The following is a 22,631-nucleotide window of genomic DNA, read 5'->3' on the forward strand; positions in this document are numbered from 1 at the left end:
AACGTCGCCGGGGAAATAGTGACTCAGGAATGTCGATCAGGAATAGTGCTGCTGCAGCATGGGCGACGCCACGGCATCCGGGCTCACCGGCGCGGCAGCCGCCCCGATCGCCTGGCTGCGGAACGGAATCACCTGAGGTCGACCGTCAACGTCGACAATCTGATAGAACTGCGGCAGGTTGAAGTTGATAAAACTGGAGCCGTAGGTGAAACGATCGTGGGATGAAGAGTAGAAGCGGCTCACGTCACGCACCAGCTCCTCTTTACTGCCTTCACAGTGATGATAAACCTCGGCGCGGTTGCTCTCGTCGAGAATATAGATATTAAATCCGCTCTCGTTATCCGCCTCTTCAAAGAAGAACTGAATAATCCCTTCGCTGGCAAAGCCATCCACTACCGCCGGCAGCTTAACATGGTTGGTTTCCACCTGAACCGACAGACCATGCAGCTTGTTATGCGAGATGGCGCCGTAGAATTCAATGGCGTTCTCCAGCTTCTGCACCGACACGTTAAGACGTTCGAAGAACAGTCCCCAGGTCTGCCCGGAAACGCGCAGCGCCTTAAAGCGCCCGGTATCCTGACGGGTACTGGAAAGGCGCAGTTCAATGCACTCGGAGACCATCTGCTGCACGCGGGTGCGGATTAGACCGCGCAGATGCTGACTGTAGCAGAACACTTCAACGCTATCCGGCGGCGCAGCATCCTGATGCATTTTACCCAGAATGGTCTTCAGCGCTTCGATCATCGCCTGCTCGCCGTTAAAGTGCAGGGTTCGCACTTCGTTCCACGAGTTGCGGTACAGCAGATCGACGCTGCCGATTAAACACTTCTGCTCTTCGCCAAAGCTAAAGACATCCAGTTTACGGAAGTCAAAATGCACGACCTGATTACGGAACGCCGCCGTCGGGTCATATTCGAGGTTGACGATAATCGCCAGGTGGCGGATTTCACAGGGACTATACAGCGCTTTAGGCGTTGGTGACGGCAGACGCAGCGGGAAATGGTGCGCAACGTCGGCGACCATCTCCTGAAGCTTCGCCAGATCGACGATGCCGTTGCCCTTAATAAACAGGCGAGTGCGTGACGTCAGCAGGCCGTTAAACCAGGCCCATGCCACCAGCTTATTAAGATAACGGTTATATTCCAGCGGCTGATGGCTGATGATCGATTCCATATCCGGCGCACGGTTATACACATACCAACCGGTACGGTTGGCGCGGCCAGGAGGCACGTGGATAAAGGTCAGATTCGGCTCGGAGAGATCCGGAGAGATTTGCGGGTTCACCAGCGTCACTTTGCCCGGCAGCGCTTCAAACGCCGCATACAGCTTACGGGTCAGTACGCCGATATCCTGCGGACTGGCGGACACGCTGAGGTTGTTACGCCGCGCAAAGCGGATCAGGTTGCGATAGCTTTGCATCATCGCATCCAGCAGTTCGTTGTGCGCTTTGCGTACTTCGTCGATCTTCCAGTTAGCCCGGTTGTCCAGCATCATCAGACGCTTTTCATCCCAGCCCCACTCTTTCACCAGGTGGCTCACGACTTCACGACGCCAGCCCACGCAGGCGCGCTCGCGGCTGAGTTTTTCGCACACCTTCAGATAGAAACAGCGGCGCACCAGATCGAGACGCGTGTCGTCTTCAATGGCCTGCAGATAGGCGGTCACGCGCTCCAGCATCATGCAGTAGGGATCGAGCCCAAACGAGACGATTTCTCCGTCATGCAGACGCTGTTTAATGTCTTTCGCCAGCAGGCGGTTGTTCGGGTACTCCCAGGAGTAGGCTTCCAGCAGCAGCGTTTTCAGCACCGCTTTATACGGTGAATCGATACTTTTATAGAGCTGCCACAGGCTGGCGCCGAAATATTCTTCCGCCGACAGCGAGCTCAGGCCGCCCAGATCGAGCCACTCATTGGGCGTCAGTACGCCTTGCGCGTAGAGTCCCATCACGTAATCGTCGTAATGATCCTCTTCGTCGCACGGCACCATATTCCACAGAATACGTTTCCCGGCGAGGCGCACGGCGGTGCGGTAGAACTCATCCAGCAGCAGGATATGCTGCGTCGACCCGCAGTCTTCGCCGCCAAGGCTGCCGCTTTCGTTATGGCGGAAGCGGTTTTCGTCAATCAGGAAGAAGCTGACTTCAACCCCCAGTGATGCCGCCCAGCTTTCCAGCAGGCTACATTTGCGCTGCAGCAGCTGACGCTCTTCGGTATCAAGCCATGCCTGATGACAAACCCAGATATCCAGGTCGGAAGAGCAGCTTTGGCCTACGGAGGAGGTACTGCCCATCGAGTAGACGCCGGTAATCGGCAGTTCGCCTTTCGGCGGCTCCTGCGCCAGCATGCCGCGGTGCAGTTCTAACTCGTCAAGGTAGTGGCGTTGGGTTTCATCAGGCGTGTAGAGGCAAATGCCGCGGGGAACGTTACCGTCAAGGTAACCCGGCATCAACGGGTGATGATAATGTAGTAATGTCGGCAGTAGACTGTAAACCTGCTGGAAAGCGGGTCCCATGGCAGCAAGCGCGCGATCCACGCGCAGTTGGTTGATGGCATCCAGTCTCTGTTTCAGTGTCTCAATATAGAGGTACAAGACATATCGCCTGATGTTCAAAAACCCGTCGTACAATAGTACGGAGGATTTCAGTATTTCAACAAAAACCGTCACCATTTGTCGTCGGTGTGGTTGTGATGAGCTGCTGACGGACAAATGGTTTAAAACGTGATCAATCTAACACCTTGCTCATTGACCGTAAAGAAAGATGCGCTACATACAAGTGTAGCACCGTTTACTGCGTGTAAATTCCTCACTACGGTTGTGGCAACCGCAATGGCACCAAACGCAAATAACGCAAAAAAAGAAAGAGCCGCCCCCCTAATCCCACAAAACTAACATCCATAAGGCAACAATGTTAGGATAGTTTGTGGTCGACAATGACGGTAACAAGCATGTTAGACAAAGTTTTGAGAATTGCCACACGGCAAAGCCCACTTGCGCTATGGCAGGCGCATTATGTGAAAGAGCGCCTTGAGTCCTGCCATCCTGGGCTGGCGGTGGAACTGGTGCCGATGGTCACTCGCGGCGACGTGCTCCTTGATACTCCGCTGGCAAAAGTGGGCGGCAAGGGCTTGTTTGTCAAAGAATTAGAACTGGCCATTATGGAAGGGCGCGCGGATATCGCCGTGCATTCCATGAAAGATGTTCCCGTCGAGTTTCCCGAGGGACTGGGGCTGGTCACGATTTGCGAGCGCGAAGATCCGCGCGACGCCTTCGTCTCTAATCACTATGCGTCAATCGATGCGCTGCCGCACGGCAGCATCGTTGGCACTTCAAGTTTACGTCGCCAGTGCCAGCTGGCAGCTCAACGTCCCGATCTGGAGATCCGCTCTCTGCGCGGTAACGTCGGGACCCGCCTCGGCAAGCTCGATAGCGGCGAATATGATGCGATTATCCTTGCGGCGGCCGGGCTGAAACGCCTGGGGCTGGAGTCGCGCATTCGTCAACCGTTAACGCCTGAGCAGTCGCTGCCCGCGGTCGGCCAGGGCGCAGTCGGTATTGAATGTCGTCTTGACGATCAATGGACGCAAACGCTGTTAGCACCGCTGAATCATGCGGAAACCGCCATTCGCGTCCGCGCGGAACGCGCGATGAATACCCGGCTGGAAGGCGGCTGTCAGGTTCCGATCGGCAGCTACGCTGAGCTGATTAACGGTGAGCTGTGGCTGCGCGCCCTGGTCGGTGCGCCGGACGGTTCGCAGGTGGTGCGCGGTGAACGACGCGGCCAGCCGGAAGATGCCGAGCGCCTCGGCGTCTCGCTGGCGGAAGAGCTGCTGGATAGTGGCGCCCGCGACATTCTCGCCGCCGTGTATGCAGGAGAAGCGCCTCGATGAGTATTCTGGTCACCCGTCCGTTGCCCCAAAGTGAAGAGCTGGTCAGCCGCCTGCGCGCGCTGGGACATGTGGCCTGGAGTTTTCCACTCATTGAGTTTACGCCCGGGCGCGAACTGCCTGCGCTAAGCGGCCAGCTGGCCGCCTTATCCACAGGCGATCTTTTGTTTGCGCTCTCGCAGCATGCGGTAGAGTTTGCCCATGCTCGCTTGCATCAACTGGGCCAACGCTGGCCGAAAGCACCCGGCTATTTTGCGATTGGCCGCACTACGGCGCTGGCCCTGCATACGGTCAGTGGGCAGAATATTCGCTACCCATTAGATCGGGAAATTAGCGAAGTCTTGCTACAATTACCTGAATTACAAAACATTGCCGGGAAGAAAGCCCTTCTTCTTCGCGGTAACGGCGGGCGGGAATTATTAGGCGAAACGCTCCGCGAGCGCGGCGCCGACGTCACTTTTTGTGAATGCTATCAACGTAGTGCAAAGCATTACGATGGCGCAGAAGAAGCAATGCGCTGGCAGTCCCGCGGCGTCACTACGCTGGTCGTCACCAGCGGCGAGATGCTGCAACAGCTTTGGGCGCTGATACCCCAATGGTATCGCGAACGGTGGCTCCTTCGCTGTCGCATTTTAGTTGTCAGTGAACGCCTGGCCCGGCAGGCCCGTGAATTGGGCTGGCAGGATATCCAGGTTGCCGATAGCGCCGACAACGATGCGCTGCTACGCGCATTACAATAACTCTCAACATTGGAAGCCATAATGACGGAACAACAAAACCAATCCGCCGTGGTTGAAGAGACCAGGGAGGCCGTGGACAAGGCGCCACAGCCAGAGAATACCGGAAAGAAAAACGGCGGCAATAAAACCAGCCTCGTTCTGAGCGCGGTTGCTATCGCCATTGCCCTCGCCGCTGGCGTCGGCCTGTTTGGTTTAAATAAACAGCAAGTATCACGACAGAACGAGACCAGCACGGCGCTCGCCGATCGGGTGGCGGAACTGCAAAAAGCGCAAGAAAGCCAAAAAAATGAACTCGAAGGGATTATCAAGCAGCAGGCGGACCAGCTAGCCGATGCGAAGCATCAGCAGGAGACGCTGGCGAAGCAGCTGGAAGACGTGCAGCAAAAAGTGGCCGTCATTTCCGGCAGCGATGCCAAAACCTGGCTGCTGGCGCAGGCTGATTTTCTGGTCAAATCGGCCGGGCGTAAGCTGTGGAGCGATCGGGACGTCACCACCGCCGCTGCGCTGTTAAAAAGCGCCGATGCCAGCCTCGCCGATATGAACGATCCCAGTCTGATTAGCGCCCGCCGCGCCATTACCGACGATATCGCGTCGCTGTCGGCCGTCAGCCAGGTTGACTACGACGGTATCATTCTCAAGGTCAACCAGCTTGCTAACCAGATTGATAACCTGCGCCTTGCCGACAATAACGATGACGACTCCCCGATGGACTCCGACAGCGAAGAGCTCTCCAGCTCCATTGGCGAATGGCGCGTGAATCTGCAAAAGAGCTGGCAGAGCTTTATGGACAGCTTTATTACCATTCGACGCCGCGACGAAACGGCAGTCCCGCTGCTGGCGCCAAACCAGGATATCTACCTGCGCGAAAATATTCGCTCCCGTCTGCTGGTTGCGGCACAAGCGGTACCGCGCCATCAGGAAGAGACATACAAACAAGCGCTGGATAATGTTTCCACCTGGGTTCGCGCGTATTACGACACGGAAGATGCCACGACCAGGGCATTCCTGGAAGATGTCGATAAGCTGAGTCAGCAAAGCATCACGATGAATGTGCCGGAAAATCTGCAAAGCCAGGCCATTCTCGAGAAGCTGATGCAAACGCGGGTACGCAACCTGATGGCGCAGCCTGCCGTGACTCAGAGCAGTGCCCCGGCGCCGACGCCCCCTGTACCTGCACCCGCACCTGCACCTGCGCCACAAGGAGAGTAACGCATGCTGAAAATTCTCTTACTCTTCGCACTGCTGATCGCCGGGATCGTTGTCGGCCCGATTATCTCCGGGCACCAGGGCTACGTTCTGATCCAGACCGATAACTACAATATCGAAACCAGCGTAACCGGACTGGCGATCATCATGATCCTCACCATGGTGGTACTGTTTGCGATTGAGTGGCTGTTCCGCCGTATTTTCCGTACCGGCGCCCATACCCGCGGCTGGTTCGTAGGTCGCAAACGCCGTCGCGCACGTAAGCAAACCGAACAGGCATTGCTGAAGCTGGCGGAAGGCGACTATCAGCAGGTTGAGAAGCTGATGGCGAAGAATGCCGATCATGCCGAACAACCGGTGGTGAACTATCTGCTGGCGGCGGAAGCGGCCCAGCAGCGTGGTGATGAAGCCCGGGCGAATCAGCATCTGGAGCGCGCCACGGAGCTGGCCGGAGACGATCTGATTCCGGTCGAGATTGCGCGCGTGCGCCTGCAGCTGGCCCGCAATGAAAACCATGCGGCCCGCCACGGCATTGATAAGCTGCTGGAGATTACCCCACGGCATCCGGAAGTCTTGCGCCTGGCCGAGCAGGCCTATACCCGCACCGGCGCGTGGAATTCACTGCTGGATATCCTGCCGTCAATGGCAAAAGCCAACGTCAGCGATGAAGAGCACCGCGCCGCGCTGGAGCAGCAGGCCTGGATTGGCTTGATGGACCAGACCCTGGCCGATCGCGGAAGCGATGGGTTACGTGAGTGGTGGAAAAACCAGAACCGCAAAACTCGCGGCCAGGTGTCCCTGCAGGTGGCGATGGCCAGTCTGCTCATCGAGAGCGACGATCACGATACCGCGCAGCAGATTATTATCGACGGACTGAAGAAGCAGTATGATGACCGCCTGGTGATGCTTATTCCGCGTCTGAAGACGAATAATCCGGAGCAGCTGGAAAAAGTGCTGCGTCAGCAGATTAAATCGGTCGGCGATCGGCCTTTACTGTGGAGCACGCTGGGGCAATCCCTGATGCGCCACGGCGAGTGGCAGGAAGCCAGCATCGCGTTCCGTGCTGCGCTGAAGCAGCGTCCGGATGCCTTTGATTATGCATGGCTGGCCGATACGCTCGACCGTATGCATCAGCCAGAAGAAGCGGCATTAATGCGCCGTGATGGCCTGCTGTTAACGCTACAGAACAATCCTCAGCCTTAACCTGCCCTTTCGCTATCGTCTCTTCCAGAGGCGATAGCGCGCTTCTCTTCGCTCTCTTCTGCTCATCCCGTCGCGGGCATAAAAAAACGCCTGCACTGAAATCAGGGCAGGCGTTAAAACAGGTCTGTTTGACAACAAATTGGGTGCTTCACTCAACGTTATGTCCATGGTGTTTGATGAGACGATACGCTGTATCTCTCAGGCTGCGTCGAAGCAGCGTGAAGAACGTGCGTATAAACGCGACATCTGTCAGTGGACGATAAGCACCGTAAACGGCTCTGCATCATTCCTGAGTTTATGAGGCCCGAGGGCGAACATAAGAGATGGAATGAGCATCTACCCGTTTATTATCGCACAGGTTCCGTGGAAATTGCATTAGCCACAACGGTAAATTGGGAGGATTCCGGCCAAGAAATTACGCGTTCGCATAGCGCACGGATAGCCGCTTTTTATTCGGGAGATCAGGGAGATATAAGATTGTTGCGGTACGACAGAAAACAAAAAACCCCGCCGAAGCGGGGTTCAAAATTGGTCGGCGAGAGAGGATTCGAACCTCCGACCCACTGGTCCCAAACCAGTTGCGCTACCAAGCTGCGCTACTCGCCGATGTACTGCTTTTTGAATTTTTAGTTCAATTCGTTAAAGTCGTGGTGCGAGGGGGGGGACTTGAACCCCCACGTCCGTAAGAACACTAACACCTGAAGCTAGCGCGTCTACCAATTCCGCCACCTTCGCATTTCACAACTCTATCAAATAATGGGGTGGCTAATGGGATTCGAACCCACGACAACTGGAATCACAATCCAGGGCTCTACCAACTGAGCTATAGCCACCACTGCAAATCTTTTCACGCGGCACTGTTAAATTAACAGTCCACCGCAGCTCAAGCACCGGGTTAAATGGTGCGCCCGACAGGATTCGAACCTGAGACCTCTGCCTCCGGAGGGCAGCGCTCTATCCAGCTGAGCTACGGGCGCTTAGCGCCGTTGCGGGGTCGGATAATACGGACTTCCCCCCCCGCTGTCTAGTGCCTTTTTAAATAAAATTTCTGTTTGCTCACGCTTTGTGCACTTTGGCGTTTATTCCGTCGTTTTATCGACATTTCCATGTCGACCGAGACCAAACACCTTATAAATAAGCGTCACGAGGGCCAGGAAAAGTATTCCGACGAACAGCGACATACGGGTGTCGTCATTAAAGCCCATGCCGATCAGCACACAAACCAGAAACGCCATCGTGAAATAGTTCGCCCACGGGAACAGCAGCGAACGGAACGGGTGGCTGGCCATCTCCTTCTGATGCGCACGGCGAAAACGCAGCTGACTAATCAGAATCACAAACCACGGCACCATGCCCGGCAGTACGCTTGCGCTATAGACATAGACGAAGACCCGCTGCGGATTGGGAATAATATAGTTCAGGCAGGAGCCAATCAGCAGAATCAGAATCGACAGCGCGACGCCCACGGCCGGTACGCCATTGCGCGAAACTTTCGCCATCGCCGCAGGCAGCTGCCGGTTGCGCGCCAGCGCGTAGAGCATACGACCGCAGCTATACATCCCGCTATTACAGCCGGAAAGCGCCGCCGTCAGCACCACAAAGTTGATAATACCCGCCGCCGCAGTAATACCGATTTTCGCAAAGGTCAGGACGAACGGACTGCCGCCGGAACCAATTTGATTCCACGGGAAAATCGTGACAATCACGAAAATCGCGCCCACATAAAAAATCAGGATACGCCACAGAACCTTACCCACCGCGCTGCGCAGCGTGACCTGCGGATTCTTCGCCTCACCGGCGGTGATGCCGATAAGTTCAACGCCCTGATAGGAGGCCACCACGATACACAGCGCCGTCAGGAACCCTTTCCAGCCGCCGGCAAAGAAGCCGCCGTGCTCGGTCAGGTTGCCAAAGCCGATAGAGTGCCCACCATTACCAAAGCCAAAGAAAATAACCCCCAGCCCGACGACAATCATCACAATGATGGTGGTGACCTTTATCATCGCGAACCAGAATTCGATCTCACCGTACAGGCGTACTGCGGCCAGGTTTGCCAGCGCCACCAGCCCGACGGCAATAAGCGCCGGTATCCATTGCGCCATATCCGGGAACCAGAACTGTACATACACCCCGATAGCCGTAATCTCCGAGATCCCGACCGCCATCCACATAAACCAGTATGACCAGGCGGTAAGATAGCCGAAAAACGGGCTCATATAGCGGTGTGCGTAAACGGCGAATGAACCGGTCACCGGCTCAAGGAACAGCATTTCGCCCATTGAGCGCATGATAAAGAAGACAAATAAACCGGCGATAATATACGCCAGCAGGACCGAAGGACCGGCCCACTTCAGCGTGCTTGCCGCCCCCATAAACAAACCCACGCCAATCGTCCCGCCAAGGGCGATAAGCTCAATGTGTCTGGCCTCCAGTCCGCGCTGGAGTTCCGCTTTTTTCTCTGTCATATAACCTCTTGTGTTTGCCCTGCTTCCGGTTTTTGTTCCTCGCCCCTCGAACGGCACGCCTGATGGCCAGCCTCACACCTTCCCGTAGCACAGCGATTCATGCCGCCGGGGAGTGACAGGTTTGCCATGGCGCGACCTGCGAATGGTCCTGCCCATATACCGGTTATTTTTATTAATGAATGAAAGGAAATGTTCTTGCCTGCACGACGGCACACGCTGCCCGCCGTGCATTAAGCATGCGAATGGTTAATGAATTTTCAGGAAATGGCAAATAAAGTATCAGGCGAGTTACTGTAGTAAACACAATACGTACGTAAACTCGCCAGTTTGCAGTGGAATATCAGAGCTGACCGGTATAATACCAACGTAAATATCGCAGCAGGCGAATCTGTCTTTTAATCCGGCTCGGCTGAGAGACCAAACGATAGAACCACTCCAGCCCCAGGTTCTGCCAGAATTTTGGCGCCCGGTGGACATGGCCGGTGAACACATCGTAGGTGCCGCCAACCCCCATATACAGCGCCTGCGGATAGACCTCCCGGCAGTCGCGCATCAGAATCTCCTGACGCGGTGAGCCCATCGCCACGGTCACGATTTTCGCACCGCTATCGCGAATACGCTCGAACAACGCCTGGCGCCGATCGGCAGTGAAATACCCATCCTGACTGCCGACAATATTGACCTTCCAGCGGGCACGCAGCTGCGCCTCCGTCTGTGCCAACACCTCCGGCTTGCCGCCAACCAGGAAAACCGGGGTCCCCTGTGCGCCCGCCCGTTCCATCAGCGCTTCCCAGAGGTCAGCGCCCGCCACGCGCGATACCTGCGCCTGAGGATATTTTTTACGTAATGAACGCACCACGCTAATGCCGTCGGCATATTTAAATTCAGCCGCTTCAATCAGCGCCCGAACCTCGGGATCGTCCTCGACTGCCAACATCTTTTCGGCGTTGATTGCCACCAGCGTTCCCTGGCGGATAGTGCCGTCCGCATACAGATAGTCCAGAGCGTGCTGCATATTGCGCCAACCAATGAGTTGTAACCCTCTCAGCAGATACAACGGCGCAGAAATAGTCTCAGTCATGTCCATCCTTATCTGACCTGAGGTTGCGAAAGCGGTTTAACCCGCCGGTGAATCAGTCCCGCGCTATCCAGGAACCAGTACAGCAATTTCGCCGCCAGTAAGCAGATACCAAAGATCACGAGGAAAAACACCACGCGGGAGCCAAATGAGTCCAGCCCTTCGCGCGCCAGCACTATCATGTTGAAGATAGCGCCAAAACAGAAACTGTGCAGAATAGCCGCTTTATAACGGTTACTCTCGCGGTTACCCAGCTCATACAGCCAGTCAAACCACTTAATAATCAGTCCGACCGCCACCGCGCCCAGCGGAACAAACCAGATCCCCCCCATCACCACCAGCGAGCCGATCAGCGTCGGCGAGATTGCCAGGCCGGAGTGGTTATTCAGCACTTCCCAGGTAAAGTAGTTAGCGGTATTGAGCACCATCGATGGTCGGCTATGCCACATCCAGCTGGGGATAAAGACGTAGAAATCCCTGATCATCGGCGCCAGCCCCTGGAAGGCAATCTTGTCGTAGTTTTGCAGCAGCAGCGCCAGATTTTCCCACGGCGAAAACGTATCGCGGGTCAGATAGAGGAAGGTATAAAACGCTTCATCGCCGCTGACGTTCATGCCATAGCGCTTAAGCGCCAGCCAGAACATTCCCACGATGCCCAGGACGCCAGCCGCCGCCAGCATCCACAGGCTGATCCAGCCGCGAATAATGCCGATAAACAGGAAAATGGCGAAAGCGATAATGATATTCGCGCGGGTCCCGCCGACGATGGCATAGGTCAGCAGCCCAAACGCCACGGTGCTGAGCAGGAAGAATATCCACGCCTTATAATCCTGGCGCAGGAAATAGACCACCAGCATCGCCGGGATAAAGAAATAGAAAAAGCGCTTCAGCGCCACGCCGGAGACTTCGGCAGAGAAGATCTGACTGTAGGAGTTGAGCTTAAACAGCAGGAAGCCATTGTGGGCAAAGAAAATCCCGACGCACAGCAGCGCCAGGCCCAGCAGAATGATCCATGCCAGATGCGTTTCCACGCGGTTCATCGTAAAGAGCGGCCGCCGCTGGCTGTCGTGCGTGGCCGAACGCAGACGCGTTTTATAGGTCACGTAATAGACCGCATAGAAACAGACCGACACCAGTAAGGTTTGCAACAGCACATCCGGCGGAGCAACGCTGACATCAAAGCGGAACACCAGGATACTGGTCAGCGGGAAACCAAAGAAGAAAGTCAGCAGAAACAGCAACGAGAAGAACACATTGAAGTTAAAGCGCACGCGGCGAAACTCAAAATACGTCGCGGTGGCGATAAACAGCGTTGACAGCAGCCAGACCACCAGCAGCCCGCAAAATTGCATTAATGTCATGCGTTGACCCCCGCGGCAATCTGCAATGCCTGCTGCCAGCCCGCCAGGTAGTTCGGCCGGAAGAAAGCAATCTGGTTCTTATCAACGCTTGCCAGCTGACGCTGGGCTTCACGCACCACGGCAACATCCAGCGCATCGCCGGTAAACAGCACCGGAATATTCTGCTCCGTCATATCCTGCCAGAACGGGTTTTCCCGGTTCAGCACGCAGGGTATCCCTGCCTGAATTAATAAACATAGTGTGCCGATGCCCTGCTGGCGAGCAAACAGGAAATAGCCCAGATCGCAGCGGCGCAGCAGATTCAGATAATCAGGAAACGCCAGCTTCTCACTGAGAATCTGCAGGTGCGTGGCGCTAAATAGCGCAGCGCCCGCTTCACGGACCTCGTTAATATAGTCCGTATTGTTTTCCGGATACCCCATCGGCACGATCACGTTTACCGTATCGCCAAATTGCTGATGGATAGCGCGCAGCGCCGCAATATGCTCATTACTGCGGTCACCCGAGTTCCCGACCAGAATCGTCAGCGTCTCGGCGTGCGGTGCGCTATCGGCCAGCGAATTGAGCGCCGGATCCATGCGCGTCGGAAAATAGAGCAGTTCGCCGGGCACGCGCGGATGACGGCGAGCAAACCAGCTGAGATCGCCCCGGGTGGCAAAAACGCGCCCGACCCGGCCCTGGGCAAGACGCCGCAGCGGATAGAACAGGCGAAACTTCAGGCTGGACGAATTTTCATACAGATCGGCACCCCAGATATGCCAGTTAAACTGGGCAGGACGAATCCCCCCGCTCAACAGCGCCAGCCACAGCCCGGTATTAAACTGGCCGTGGAAGAAAAAGCGCTGTTGGCGATCGGCTTTTGCCAGAGCTATCACCGCCTGTGCCAGGGATTTTTTTCCGGGATAACAGGTGACAGACAAGGCCGGACAGGCCTCGCGCACTCCCGTTGCATCACCGACGACCATAAACCTACGCGCCTGCTCGTCATGGACGGCCAGCTCGTCGTTAAAGAACCGCAACACGGTCTGGTTGTGGTGTGGGATATCCGATCCCAGTACATGTATCAGTGCTGTCATGCCCGTTTACGCCAGAGTAAAAATACGCCACTACAGAGGGCGAAATAAACAATATACGTAGCCATATACGCCTGCGCTGCGCCAATCGCGCCGTGCGCCGGGATCAGCCAGTGCGAGAATGCGGTCAACAGCGTGAACTGGCTGATTTCCGTGAGTATATAAAAACGCAGCGACGCTTTCGCAATCACCAGATAGCCATAAACATAGGCGCCGACCTTCAGCACATCGCCGACCAGTTGCCAGGCAAACAGGTCGCGCATCGCCGTAAAGCGGTCAGAAAACAGCAGCCAGATGGCAAAGTCGCGCAGTAGCCAGACGGTTAAGCTCGCCACTGCCACCGCTGGCAGGACAAATTTTAATGATTTGCCGATCTCACGGGTAATCTCTGATTTGGCCGTCAATCGGGAGAGCGTAGGCAGCAGGTAGACGCTAAACGATGCGGTGATAAACTGCAGGTAGGCATCGGAAATGCTGCTGACCCCTTGCCAGATCCCAACCGCCTCCCAGTCATAATGCTCCGCCAGCAGGTTACGCATCATCACGTAAGCCACCGGCAGCGTCACCGAGGTAATCAGCGCCATCAGGGTAAATTTGGAAAGCTGTCCCGCAAGGCCGTTATCCCAACGCGGACGCAGTGCGCTGAGCGGGATTGTCCCGCGCCGCCATAGCACGATTGCCGCCGGGATCACCACCAGCGCCGGCACCAGCGCCAGCCCGAGCAGCGCCCCCTGATAGCCCGCGAAGTGATAGCAGGCGTAATAGGCCACGACACCAATCAGGCTACCGGCGATCAGCGACAGGGCATTACCCGCCGCATCGCGAAAACCTTTCATCAAGGCCAGCAGCAGGTTTGCCCAGGCAATGCCCATCTGCACCAGCGCCACCAGCCGCACCAGCCCCTGATAGTGCGTGTGGCCGAACAGCCCCTGGCTGACCGGCGCGGCCGCCAGCAGAAAGACCAGCGCCAGCAGCGTTGAGAAGCCAAGCACCATCGCTGAGGAGGTGCCGACGACCTTATTCAGCTGCTGGCGATCGTCATGATGCTGCGCGACCAGTTTGGTGACGCCGTTGAAAATACCGGCGCCCGCCAGTACGCCAAGCACGGTCACCAGCTGGCGAAAGTTACCGGCCTGACCCACCCCTGCCGGGCCAAAGGAGACAGCCAGTAGTTTAACCACCAGCAGTCCGGCCCCAATTTTGACCAGCGTGGACGCGGCGGTCCACAGTGAAGCTTTAGCCAGCGACATATCAGGAGAAATAGCTCAGCAGCGAATTAATCACCGTACGCTGATTGGCTGACGACAGGTTATAGAACAGCGGCAGGCGCAGCAGACGTTCGCTCTCCTGGGTGGTATGACGATCGTCACCGCGGAATTCGCCAAAGTGCTCCCCCGCCGGGCAGCTATGCAGCGGAATGTAGTGGAACACGGCCAGAATTTCGGCCTCTTTTAGCCAGGCGATCAGGTTACTGCGATCGTCAATATCGCGCAGCTTAATATAAAACATGTGCGCGTTGTGCCCGCAGTCGGCCGGAATGACCGGCAGATCGATGCGACCGGCCCGAGCCAGTGGCAGCAGCGCATCATAATAGCGCTGCCAGAGCGTTAAACGTTGCTGGTTAATCTGTTCCGCCGCTTCCAGCTGCGCCCACAGATATGCCGCCTGCAGGTCAGACATCAGATAGCTGGAGCCGATATCGCGCCAGGTGTATTTATCCACCAGCCCGCGGAAGAACTGGCTACGGTTGGTCCCTTTTTCGCGGATAATTTCCGCACGTTCGATCAGCTTACGATCGTTAACCAGCGTCGCGCCACCTTCACCACCGGCAGTATAATTTTTGGTTTCATGGAAACTGAAACAGCCGATATGGCCGATCGTGCCCAGCGCTCGCCCTTTGTAAGTCGACATGACGCCCTGCGCGGCATCTTCCACCACGAACAGATTGTACTTGCTGGCAAGGGCCATGATGGTGTCCATCTCGCAGGCCACGCCGGCATAGTGTACCGGCACAATAGCGCGGGTTTTCTCAGTGATTGCCGCTTCAATTTTGGTTTCATCGATATTCATCGTATCGCGACGAATATCGACAAAGACGATTTTCGCCCCGCGCAATACAAAGGCGTTGGCGGTGGAGACGAAGGTATAGCTCGGCATAATCACTTCATCGCCCGGCTGGATATCCAGCAGCAGCGCGGCCATTTCCAGCGAAGCGGTGCAGGAAGGCGTCAACAGTGCTTTGGCAGTCCCGAACCGCTGCTCCATCCACTGCTGGCAGCGGCGGGTAAATCCGCCGTCGCCGCACAGTTTTCCGCTGTCCATCGCGGATTGCATATAATCAAGCTCGGTTCCCACCACCGGCGGTGCGTTAAATGGAATCATCATGTCACCTGTATAACCAGTACGCGGTGTTTTCCACATTCGCACCGCTGAGAATATAACGTTTAAGCGCGGCGGTGTTCCCCATCTGGGTTGCCACCCGCAGTGTAGACAGCCCGCGGAGTTCGGCCCAATGCCGTGCGGCCTGCATCAGTTCAGCACCCGCGCCGCGACCGGCCAGCAGGCCGATTCGGGCATCCGTCTCATTGAGCTGACGCAGTGAAACAAAAGCGCGAATGTCGCCATCGGCGGCGCGAAAAATCAGACACTGGTTATCGAAGGTTCCCCGCACCGCGTTTTCAATCCATTGGGCGTAGAAACGGCCGCTGGCATCGGCAGCATACCAGGGCGCGCGGAAGCGGCTTTGCGCAAAGGCCTGCGCCGCCAGCTCGCGCAGTCGTGGAATCTCTGCCGCCGTAGCCACTTCACAGCCCGCATCGGCAGACCGACCGACCGGCAGTGCCAGATCGACTTCGCCTTCTACGAGCTGGAAACCCAGCTGCTGTAGCGCATCCAGCCGCACGCCATCATCCGCCGCAATCTTCGCCTGCAAACGCGTCCAGCCGGCCAGCGCCTGAGCCGTCAGCGGCGGGGCGTCATCGCCAAAGCGCACAATCGCGCTCTGGATGCCGAAGAAGCGATTTTCCCACTCCAGGGGTTCAATACTGGCGCGGGCGAACACGGACAAGATCCAGTAAGTATTGGCCATAGCCGGTTTTTTCCAGACGTTTGGCTGCCCGCTTCACGCCGTCATCATCCAACCAACCGTTGCGCCAGCCAATTTCTTCAAGACAGGCAATTTTGAAGCCCTGACGCTTTTCCACCGTTTGTACGAACATACTGGCCTCGATCAGGCTATCGTGCGTACCGGTGTCCAGCCATGCAAAACCACGCCCAAGAAGCTCAACGGTCAGCGCACCATCCTCCAGATACATCTGGTTGATACTGGTAATTTCCAGCTCGCCACGCGATGACGGTTTCACCTGCTTCGCATATTCAGCAACTTTGCCATCATAGAAGTAGAGACCCGTTACCGCCCAGTTAGATTTGGGATTCTGCGGTTTTTCTTCCAGAGAAAGCGCGCGAAAATTATCGTCGAACTCCACTACGCCAAAACGCTCTGGATCCATGACCTGATACCCAAATACCGTCGCACCTTGAGTACGCGACGCGACGCTGCGTAGCTTAGGACTGAAGCTTTGGCCAAAGAAGATATTATCACCCAGCACCAGACAAGAAGGTTCACCATTAAGGAACTCTTCTCCGAGGATAAAGGCCTGCGCCAGGCCATCCGGGCTTGGTTGCACGGCATAATGCAGCTGAATACCGAATTCTTCCCCATCGCCGAGCAGGCGCTGAAAATCACGTTGATCCTCAGGCGTGGTGATCACCAGAATCTCACGAATACCGGCCAGCATCAGCACCGAAAGCGGATAGTAAATCATCGGCTTATCGTAGACAGGCAACAGCTGCTTTGACACTCCGCGGGTAATTGGATGCAAACGGGTGCCCGAACCACCTGCCAGAATAATACCTTTCATTGTTCTCTCCCGGGCGTTCAGGCCTGCAGTCCCAGACGCTCACCTTGATAGCTACCGTCCAGAACCTGCTGCCACCAGGTTTCATTTGTCAGGTACCACTGAACCGTTTTGCGCATACCGCTGGCAAAAGTCTCATCCGGTGTCCAGCCTAGTTCAGTTTCAATTTTCGACGCATCGATGGCATAGCGAAGATCGTGGCCAGGGCGATCGGCGACAAAGGTGATGAGATCGCGATAGTGCGCCACGCCATTCGGCTTGTGCGGTGCCAGCTCTTCCAGCAGATCGCAAATGGTTTCCACTACCTCAATATTCTTACGCTCGTTGTGCCCACCGATATTGTAAGTTTCGCCCGACTTACCGCGTGTCGCCACCAGGTACAGTGCTCTGGCGTGATCTTCAACGTACAGCCAGTCGCGAATTTGCTGGCCATTGCCATAAACCGACAGCGGCTTGCCTGCCAGCGCATTGAGGATGGTAAGCGGAATCAGCTTCTCTGGGAAATGATACGGTCCATAGTTATTTGAACAATTCGTGATCAGCGCTGGCAGGCCATAGGTGCGCTGCCATGCGCGCACCAGATGATCACTGCTGGCTTTAGAAGCGGAATAAGGACTACTAGGCGCATAAGGCGTCATTTCGGTAAAAAACGCGCCGCTATCGTGAAGATCGCCATATACCTCGTCTGTCGAAATATGGTGGAAGCGAAACGCCGATTTTTTCTCATCGTCAGCCCCATTCCAGTAAGCACGTGCGGCCTCCAGCAGCGTATAGGTCCCGACGATATTGGTTTCAATAAACGCCGCCGGACCGTCAATGGAGCGATCGACATGACTTTCAGCCGCAAGGTGCATCACGATGTCGGGCTGGTAGCGGCAAAAAATGCGATCGAGTTCAGTTCGATCACAAATATCCACTTGTTCAAAAGCAAATCGGGCATCCTGGGCAACAGGAGACAGTGATTGTAAATTACCGGCATAGGTCAACTTATCAACGACGACGACCGTGTCAGAAGTTGCGTGAATGATTTCGCGAACAACCGCTGAGCCAATAAACCCGGCCCCACCGGTGACCAGAACCGTACTCACCGCCACACCCCTTTGGTATCGACAATATAATCCTGCGTCACACTATCGCCGCTGATGGCTTTAAACTCGTGATGGTCAACCAGCATCACCAGCACATCGGCGTTCGCCAATGCGTCATCCAGCAAGGCCAGCGTACACAGACCGTCAAGTTTCGCCGGAAGCTGGTGAATATTGGGTTCCACGACCAGCGTTTCACCGCTGTGCCAGCGGGCGATTTGCATAGCGATCGACATCGCCGGGCTTTCGCGCAAATCGTCGATATTCGGCTTAAAAGCCAGGCCAAAACAGGCGATCTTCAGCTCACTGGCGCGTTTATTACTGGCGGCCAGACAATCGGCGACCCGGGCTTTGACCTGCTCGATAACCCAGTCAGGTTTATGGTCGTTAACTTCACGAGCGGTGCGAATCAGCCGCGCCTGCTGCGGATTTTGCGCCACGATGAACCACGGGTCGACGGCGATGCAGTGTCCTCCTACCCCAGGTCCCGGCTGCAGAATATTCACGCGCGGATGACGGTTCGCCAGGCGAATCAGCTCCCAGACGTTAATGTCCTGCTCAGCGCAGATCAGCGACAGCTCGTTCGCAAACGCAATGTTAACGTCGCGGAAGCTGTTTTCGGTCAGCTTACACATCTCGGCGGTGCGGGAGTTGGTGACCACGCATTCGCCTTCGAGAAAAATTTTATACAGCTCGCTGGCGCGGGCGGAGCAAACCGGCGACATACCGCCGATAACGCGGTCGTTTTTAATCAGCTCGACCATGACCTGGCCTGGCAACACGCGCTCCGGGCAGTAGGCAATATTGACATCCGCCGCTTCACCAGCCTGCTGCGGGAAGCTCAGGTCCGGGCGCATTTCAGCGAGCCACGCGGCCATTTGCTCCGTCGAACCAACCGGAGAAGTGGACTCCAGAATCACCAGCGCCCCCTTCTTCAGCACTGGCGCAATGGATTTTGCCGCCGACTCGACGAAGACCATATCCGGTTCATGCAGATCTTTGAACGGGGTGGGTACGGCAATCAGGTATGCATCTGCCGCAACCGGCTCGGTCGTCGCACATAAATAGCCCTGCTCAACCGCCGTTTTGACCACGCTCGCCAGATCCGGCTCTACAATATGAATCTCGCCACGGTTAATGGTCTCCACGGCATGTTGATTGATATCAACGCCGACCACCCGCTTTTGCCGGGAGGCGAACGCGGCAGCGGTTGGCAGGCCAATATATCCAAGGCCAATCACTGAAATGGTAGAAAAACTCATAGCGTTACCTGATTATTTTTAAGTGCGGACAAAATACGGCGACATGCCTGACCATCGCCGTAAGGATTATGCGCCCGGCTCATTGCCTGATACGCGGCATCATCCTGCAGCAAATGCGTGACTTCAGCGACGATACGCTGGCTGTCGGTCCCGACCAGACGCACGGTACCTGCGGCAATCGCCTCCGGGCGCTCCGTCATCTCACGCATCACCAGTACCGGTTTCCCTAACGATGGCGCCTCCTCCTGAATACCGCCGGAGTCGGTGAGGATCAGCCATGCGCGATCCATCAACCAGACAAACGGCAGATAATCCTGCGGTTCAATCAACATCACGTTATCGACATGACCGAGAATACGGTTCACCGGCTCGCTGACGTTCGGGTTCAGGTGCACCGGGTACACAATCTGGACATCGGGATTGCTGGCGGCGATTTCTGCCAGCGCGTGGCAAATTTGCTCAAACCCGCGGCCAAAGCTTTCCCGGCGGTGGCCGGTGACCAGAATCATCTTCTTGCCGTTCGCCAGGAAAGGGTAGCGCTGCATCAGTACGTTACGCAGCGCCTCATCGCCCAGCACCCGGTCGCGAACCCAGAACAACGCATCAATGACCGTATTGCCGGTGACCGTGATATGGCCATCGGTGATATTTTCGCGGAGCAGATTCTGCCGCGAGGTTTCTGTCGGGGCAAAGTGGTAGGTTGCCAGATGTCCGGTCAGCGTACGGTTCCCCTCTTCCGGCCACGGCGAGCTCAGATCGCCGGTTCGCAACCCCGCTTCGACGTGTCCGACCGGGATACGCTGATAGAACGCGGCCAGACTTGCAGCCATCGTCGTCGTGGTATCGCCGTGAACCAGCACAACGTCCGGTTTGAACGATTCCAGCACCGGTTTTAACCCTTCGAGGATACGGCAGGTGATTTCCGTCAGGCCCTGACCTGGCTGCATAATATTGAGGTCGTAATCCGGCACAATAGAAAAAAGTTTCAACACCTGGTCGAGCATCTCCCGATGCTGCGCCGTGACGCAAACTTTCGCCTCAAAGTGAGGATCTTTTGCCAGCGCATGAACCAGAGGTGCCATTTTGATGGCTTCGGGTCTGGTGCCAAATACCGTTAGTACTTTCACATCGATTCTCTTCGATTAGGTGATGAAGTTGATTAATGCTCCATCACAGGCCGCATTCACTGGACTCTGCGTCGCGATAATGCAACGCCTGCGCCGATGAGCGCGCCCACGATACCCCACATCACCATCAGAAATACGCGCCGCGGGCTATCGCGTTTTACCGGTTCTTCCGGCGTACGCAAATACCGGTAAGTCTGAAAACGTGGATCTAATGTCGGTCCGACGTTGAGCGTATTCAGCATGGCCCGGCTTTGGTCATAGTCGAGATCGTATTCCGGCCCCACCGCTTGCAAGTTTTCCAGCCGCGCCTGCAGCATTGGCCTGCCGAGCAAGAACAGCTCGGAATCCGGCAGCTGATCGGCCGGGATATCCGTTTCACTGCGGGAGATGTTGTGCTGCTGCGCCACTTTCAACGCCTCTTCCACGCTGTGAGTACGACGGTTGAAAATTTCGCGCGCCACCTCTTCCTGGCGCTTCACCTGTGCTTTCATCTGCACGGTGCGGGCCGCCCAGGCACCTTTCAGCTCGTCATTCAGATGCCCTGCCGCACGCTGGCTGGCGAAGGCCACGTACTGGCGCAGCAGATTATTGGCATCCGCCGCGGTCTCGGCCGTCAGCTTCACGCTGTCGTTAACATTTTTTAGCGGGTCGCCGGGCATGAACTGAATATTGTTAATCAGATCGTCCAGCAGCGCAGCGTCCGCGCGGGCATTGCCCGACTGGCGCTGTTTGTAATAGTCGGTTTGCAACCAAAAATCGCGGCGGGTATCCCAGGATCCCTGCTGCATGATGAACTCTTTGTAGGCTTGATCCATCGCCGACGGCTGGTCGACAGGAACCAGATTGGCTTTAATATCCAGATTGCGTAAGAACTGCTGTTGAGAATAGTAACCGCCCAGCATATTCACGGTTGGCCGATCGGTTATCGCCGTTGCGCTCCACTCCTGGCGAGCAAAGAAGGCGTAAACCAGAACGATCAGCGCAAATAGCACGGCCATACCGGCTATCCAGATTTTTCCTGCCCATAAGGCGCGAAACAGCCCGCGAATATCCAGCTCATTCTCAACGTTCACTGCTTGTGCTCCCGGTAATGGTTGAGTCATCACGTCCCCAGTTCTACTTGGTTAATTTTGGATTATTGCCGCTGTGTCGCCGTATTCTGCGTCTGATGCGCTTAACCAGTCGCGCCACTTTCCATGCGCGTTTAATGCAGTAGCCATAAAGGAAAAAGGCCAACAAAAAGAGAATTAACATCACCCATTCAGGAACGATACGGGTATATTCCGCCACCACGCCCACCAGCGCCAGCAGCGCGGCCGCCAGCGTGATCAGGACAAACGCCTGTCGGGAAGTAAACCCGGCACGCATGATCAAATGATGAATATGCTGGCGATCCGGAGAGAACGGACTCATGCCTTTACGCAGGCGACGATACATAATCGCCACCATATCCATCAACGGAATCGCAATAATCCACAGGGCGGTCACCGGGCTAATGGGATGCGTTTTGCCCTGGGTCGTTTCCAGCAGAATCCAGATGATGGTGAAGCCAATCATGGTACTGCCGGCATCCCCCATAAAAACTTTATAACGACGGCCAAGCGCGCCGAGGTTAAGTAAAATATAGGGCAGAATGGCGGCTATCATCGCAAAACACCACATTGCCAGGCTGTATTGGCCGTCAAACCACAGAATAATACCGGTTGCCGCAAAGGAGACCGATGACAGACCGCCGAGCAGGCCGTCGATACCATCGACCATATTAAAGGCGTTAATCGCGGCCCAGACGGCAAAAAGGGTGAGGAAGAAACCAAAGGGGCCGAGGACCAGCTCCCACGAACCAAAAATATAGCCCAGACTACTCAGGTGCAGATTTCCTGCCGTCATCATGACAACGGCAATGGCGGCCTGAATCACCGCGCGAATTTTTACACTGATATCAAACCGGTCATCCAGCGCACCGACCAGCACAAGGATGCCGGCACAGGCCAGATATAAGGATGAATGGGGAATGTAATAATCAGCGATGGCAAAAGTAAAACAAATGCCAGCATAAACTGAGATGCCACCCACTAACGGAACCAAACCCTGGTGCCGTTTTCGATAGTTAGGTTTATCCACTAACCCGACTTTTTTTGCTGCTTTTCGGGCAACAAATATAAAAAGGGTAGTGAATAAGAAAATACTGATTAATTCAGTAATAGCAGTGAGTAAATTCACAACACATGTG

18 protein-coding genes and 4 tRNA genes are annotated in these 22,631 nt (G+C 55.8%); 4 read left to right on the forward strand and 18 right to left on the reverse strand.

The window, feature by feature from the left end:
* Nucleotides 1-36 precede the first annotated feature (36 nt).
* On the reverse strand, nt 37-2,589 hold the full coding sequence (gene cyaA, locus AC236I_RS24195; protein ID WP_015585404.1) for a class I adenylate cyclase: 2,553 nt from the start codon (nt 2,587-2,589) through the stop codon (nt 37-39).
* Between the two features lie 356 nt (nt 2,590-2,945).
* Here cyaA and hemC point away from each other — a divergent pair, with 356 nt between their 5' ends.
* The 4 genes from hemC to hemY are packed head-to-tail and all read left to right on the forward strand — an operon-like array spanning nt 2,946 to nt 7,033.
* Entirely contained in the window at nt 2,946-3,887 is a 942-nt protein-coding gene (gene hemC / locus AC236I_RS24200) for a hydroxymethylbilane synthase (RefSeq protein ID WP_032724311.1), read from the forward strand.
* Nucleotides 3,884-4,624, forward strand: a complete 741-nt coding sequence (gene hemD / locus AC236I_RS24205) for a uroporphyrinogen-III synthase (RefSeq protein ID WP_015585406.1) — start codon at nt 3,884-3,886, stop codon at nt 4,622-4,624. Before hemC ends, hemD begins: the two co-directional genes overlap by 4 nt.
* Before the next feature lie 21 nt (nt 4,625-4,645).
* Complete coding sequence (hemX, locus tag AC236I_RS24210; protein ID WP_032718476.1) at nt 4,646-5,833, forward strand: uroporphyrinogen-III C-methyltransferase; 1,188 nt, start codon at nt 4,646-4,648, stop codon at nt 5,831-5,833.
* A 3-nt stretch (nt 5,834-5,836) separates the two neighbouring features.
* Entirely contained in the window at nt 5,837-7,033 is a 1,197-nt protein-coding gene (gene hemY / locus AC236I_RS24215) for a protoheme IX biogenesis protein HemY (protein ID WP_004869575.1), read from the forward strand.
* Between the two features lie 529 nt (nt 7,034-7,562).
* Here hemY and AC236I_RS24220 read toward each other — a convergent pair.
* The 17 genes from AC236I_RS24220 to wecA form a co-directional block, all read right to left on the reverse strand.
* Nucleotides 7,563-7,639: transfer RNA gene (locus AC236I_RS24220), tRNA-Pro, on the reverse strand.
* Nucleotides 7,640-7,681: 42 nt separating this feature from the next.
* Nucleotides 7,682-7,768: transfer RNA gene (locus AC236I_RS24225), tRNA-Leu, on the reverse strand.
* 22 nt (nt 7,769-7,790) lie between these two features.
* Nucleotides 7,791-7,866 (reverse strand) — tRNA-His (locus tag AC236I_RS24230).
* Between the two features lie 67 nt (nt 7,867-7,933).
* Nucleotides 7,934-8,010 (reverse strand) — tRNA-Arg (locus AC236I_RS24235).
* 102 nt (nt 8,011-8,112) lie between these two features.
* The gene (gene thrP, locus AC236I_RS24240; protein ID WP_004869573.1) at nt 8,113-9,498 is read right to left on the reverse strand and encodes a bifunctional threonine/serine APC transporter ThrP; all 1,386 of its coding nucleotides are present in this window, start codon (nt 9,496-9,498) and stop codon (nt 8,113-8,115) included.
* Between the two features lie 340 nt (nt 9,499-9,838).
* Nucleotides 9,839-10,579: a lipopolysaccharide N-acetylmannosaminouronosyltransferase gene (gene wecG, locus AC236I_RS24245; protein ID WP_004869570.1), complete on the reverse strand. Its 741-nt coding sequence runs from the start codon at nt 10,577-10,579 to the stop codon at nt 9,839-9,841.
* Between the two features lie 8 nt (nt 10,580-10,587).
* A complete protein-coding gene (wzyE, locus tag AC236I_RS24250; protein ID WP_015585409.1) occupies nt 10,588-11,937 on the reverse strand; it encodes an ECA oligosaccharide polymerase in 1,350 nt (449 codons plus the stop codon).
* Nucleotides 11,934-13,013 carry a TDP-N-acetylfucosamine:lipid II N-acetylfucosaminyltransferase gene (locus tag AC236I_RS24255; RefSeq protein ID WP_032718474.1) on the reverse strand — a complete coding sequence of 360 codons (1,080 nt, stop codon included), beginning with the start codon at nt 13,011-13,013 and terminating at the stop codon, nt 11,934-11,936. Before AC236I_RS24255 ends, wzyE begins: the two co-directional genes overlap by 4 nt.
* Entirely contained in the window at nt 13,010-14,260 is a 1,251-nt protein-coding gene (gene wzxE, locus AC236I_RS24260) for a lipid III flippase WzxE (protein ID WP_004869559.1), read from the reverse strand. The genes AC236I_RS24255 and wzxE overlap by 4 nt, the downstream gene beginning before the upstream one ends.
* A 1-nt stretch (nt 14,261) precedes the next feature.
* Nucleotides 14,262-15,392: a dTDP-4-amino-4,6-dideoxygalactose transaminase gene (gene rffA / locus AC236I_RS24265; protein ID WP_048024911.1), complete on the reverse strand. Its 1,131-nt coding sequence runs from the start codon at nt 15,390-15,392 to the stop codon at nt 14,262-14,264.
* Nucleotides 15,393-15,396: 4 nt separating this feature from the next.
* Nucleotides 15,397-16,071, reverse strand: coding sequence for a dTDP-4-amino-4,6-dideoxy-D-galactose acyltransferase (gene rffC, locus AC236I_RS24270; RefSeq protein WP_032718473.1), 675 nt, complete (start codon nt 16,069-16,071; stop codon nt 15,397-15,399).
* Nucleotides 16,049-16,930: a glucose-1-phosphate thymidylyltransferase RfbA gene (gene rfbA, locus AC236I_RS24275; protein WP_004869550.1), complete on the reverse strand. Its 882-nt coding sequence runs from the start codon at nt 16,928-16,930 to the stop codon at nt 16,049-16,051. Before rfbA ends, rffC begins: the two co-directional genes overlap by 23 nt.
* Nucleotides 16,931-16,947: 17 nt before the next feature.
* Nucleotides 16,948-18,015 (reverse strand): dTDP-glucose 4,6-dehydratase, encoded by a 1,068-nt coding sequence (rffG, locus tag AC236I_RS24280; protein ID WP_004869547.1) that lies wholly within the window; start codon nt 18,013-18,015, stop codon nt 16,948-16,950.
* Nucleotides 18,012-19,274, reverse strand: a complete 1,263-nt coding sequence (gene wecC, locus AC236I_RS24285; protein ID WP_004869543.1) for a UDP-N-acetyl-D-mannosamine dehydrogenase — start codon at nt 19,272-19,274, stop codon at nt 18,012-18,014. Before wecC ends, rffG begins: the two co-directional genes overlap by 4 nt.
* Nucleotides 19,271-20,401, reverse strand: coding sequence for a non-hydrolyzing UDP-N-acetylglucosamine 2-epimerase (gene wecB / locus AC236I_RS24290; protein ID WP_004869538.1), 1,131 nt, complete (start codon nt 20,399-20,401; stop codon nt 19,271-19,273). Before wecB ends, wecC begins: the two co-directional genes overlap by 4 nt.
* A gap of 56 nt (nt 20,402-20,457) precedes the next feature.
* Nucleotides 20,458-21,504: an ECA polysaccharide chain length modulation protein gene (gene wzzE / locus AC236I_RS24295; protein ID WP_015585414.1), complete on the reverse strand. Its 1,047-nt coding sequence runs from the start codon at nt 21,502-21,504 to the stop codon at nt 20,458-20,460.
* 13 nt (nt 21,505-21,517) lie between these two features.
* On the reverse strand, nt 21,518-22,621 hold the full coding sequence (gene wecA, locus AC236I_RS24300; protein WP_004869531.1) for a UDP-N-acetylglucosamine--undecaprenyl-phosphate N-acetylglucosaminephosphotransferase: 1,104 nt from the start codon (nt 22,619-22,621) through the stop codon (nt 21,518-21,520).
* Between the last annotated feature and the right edge of the window lie 10 nt (nt 22,622-22,631).

The sequence above is a fragment of the Klebsiella sp. Sb-30 genome, from assembly GCF_057652795.1.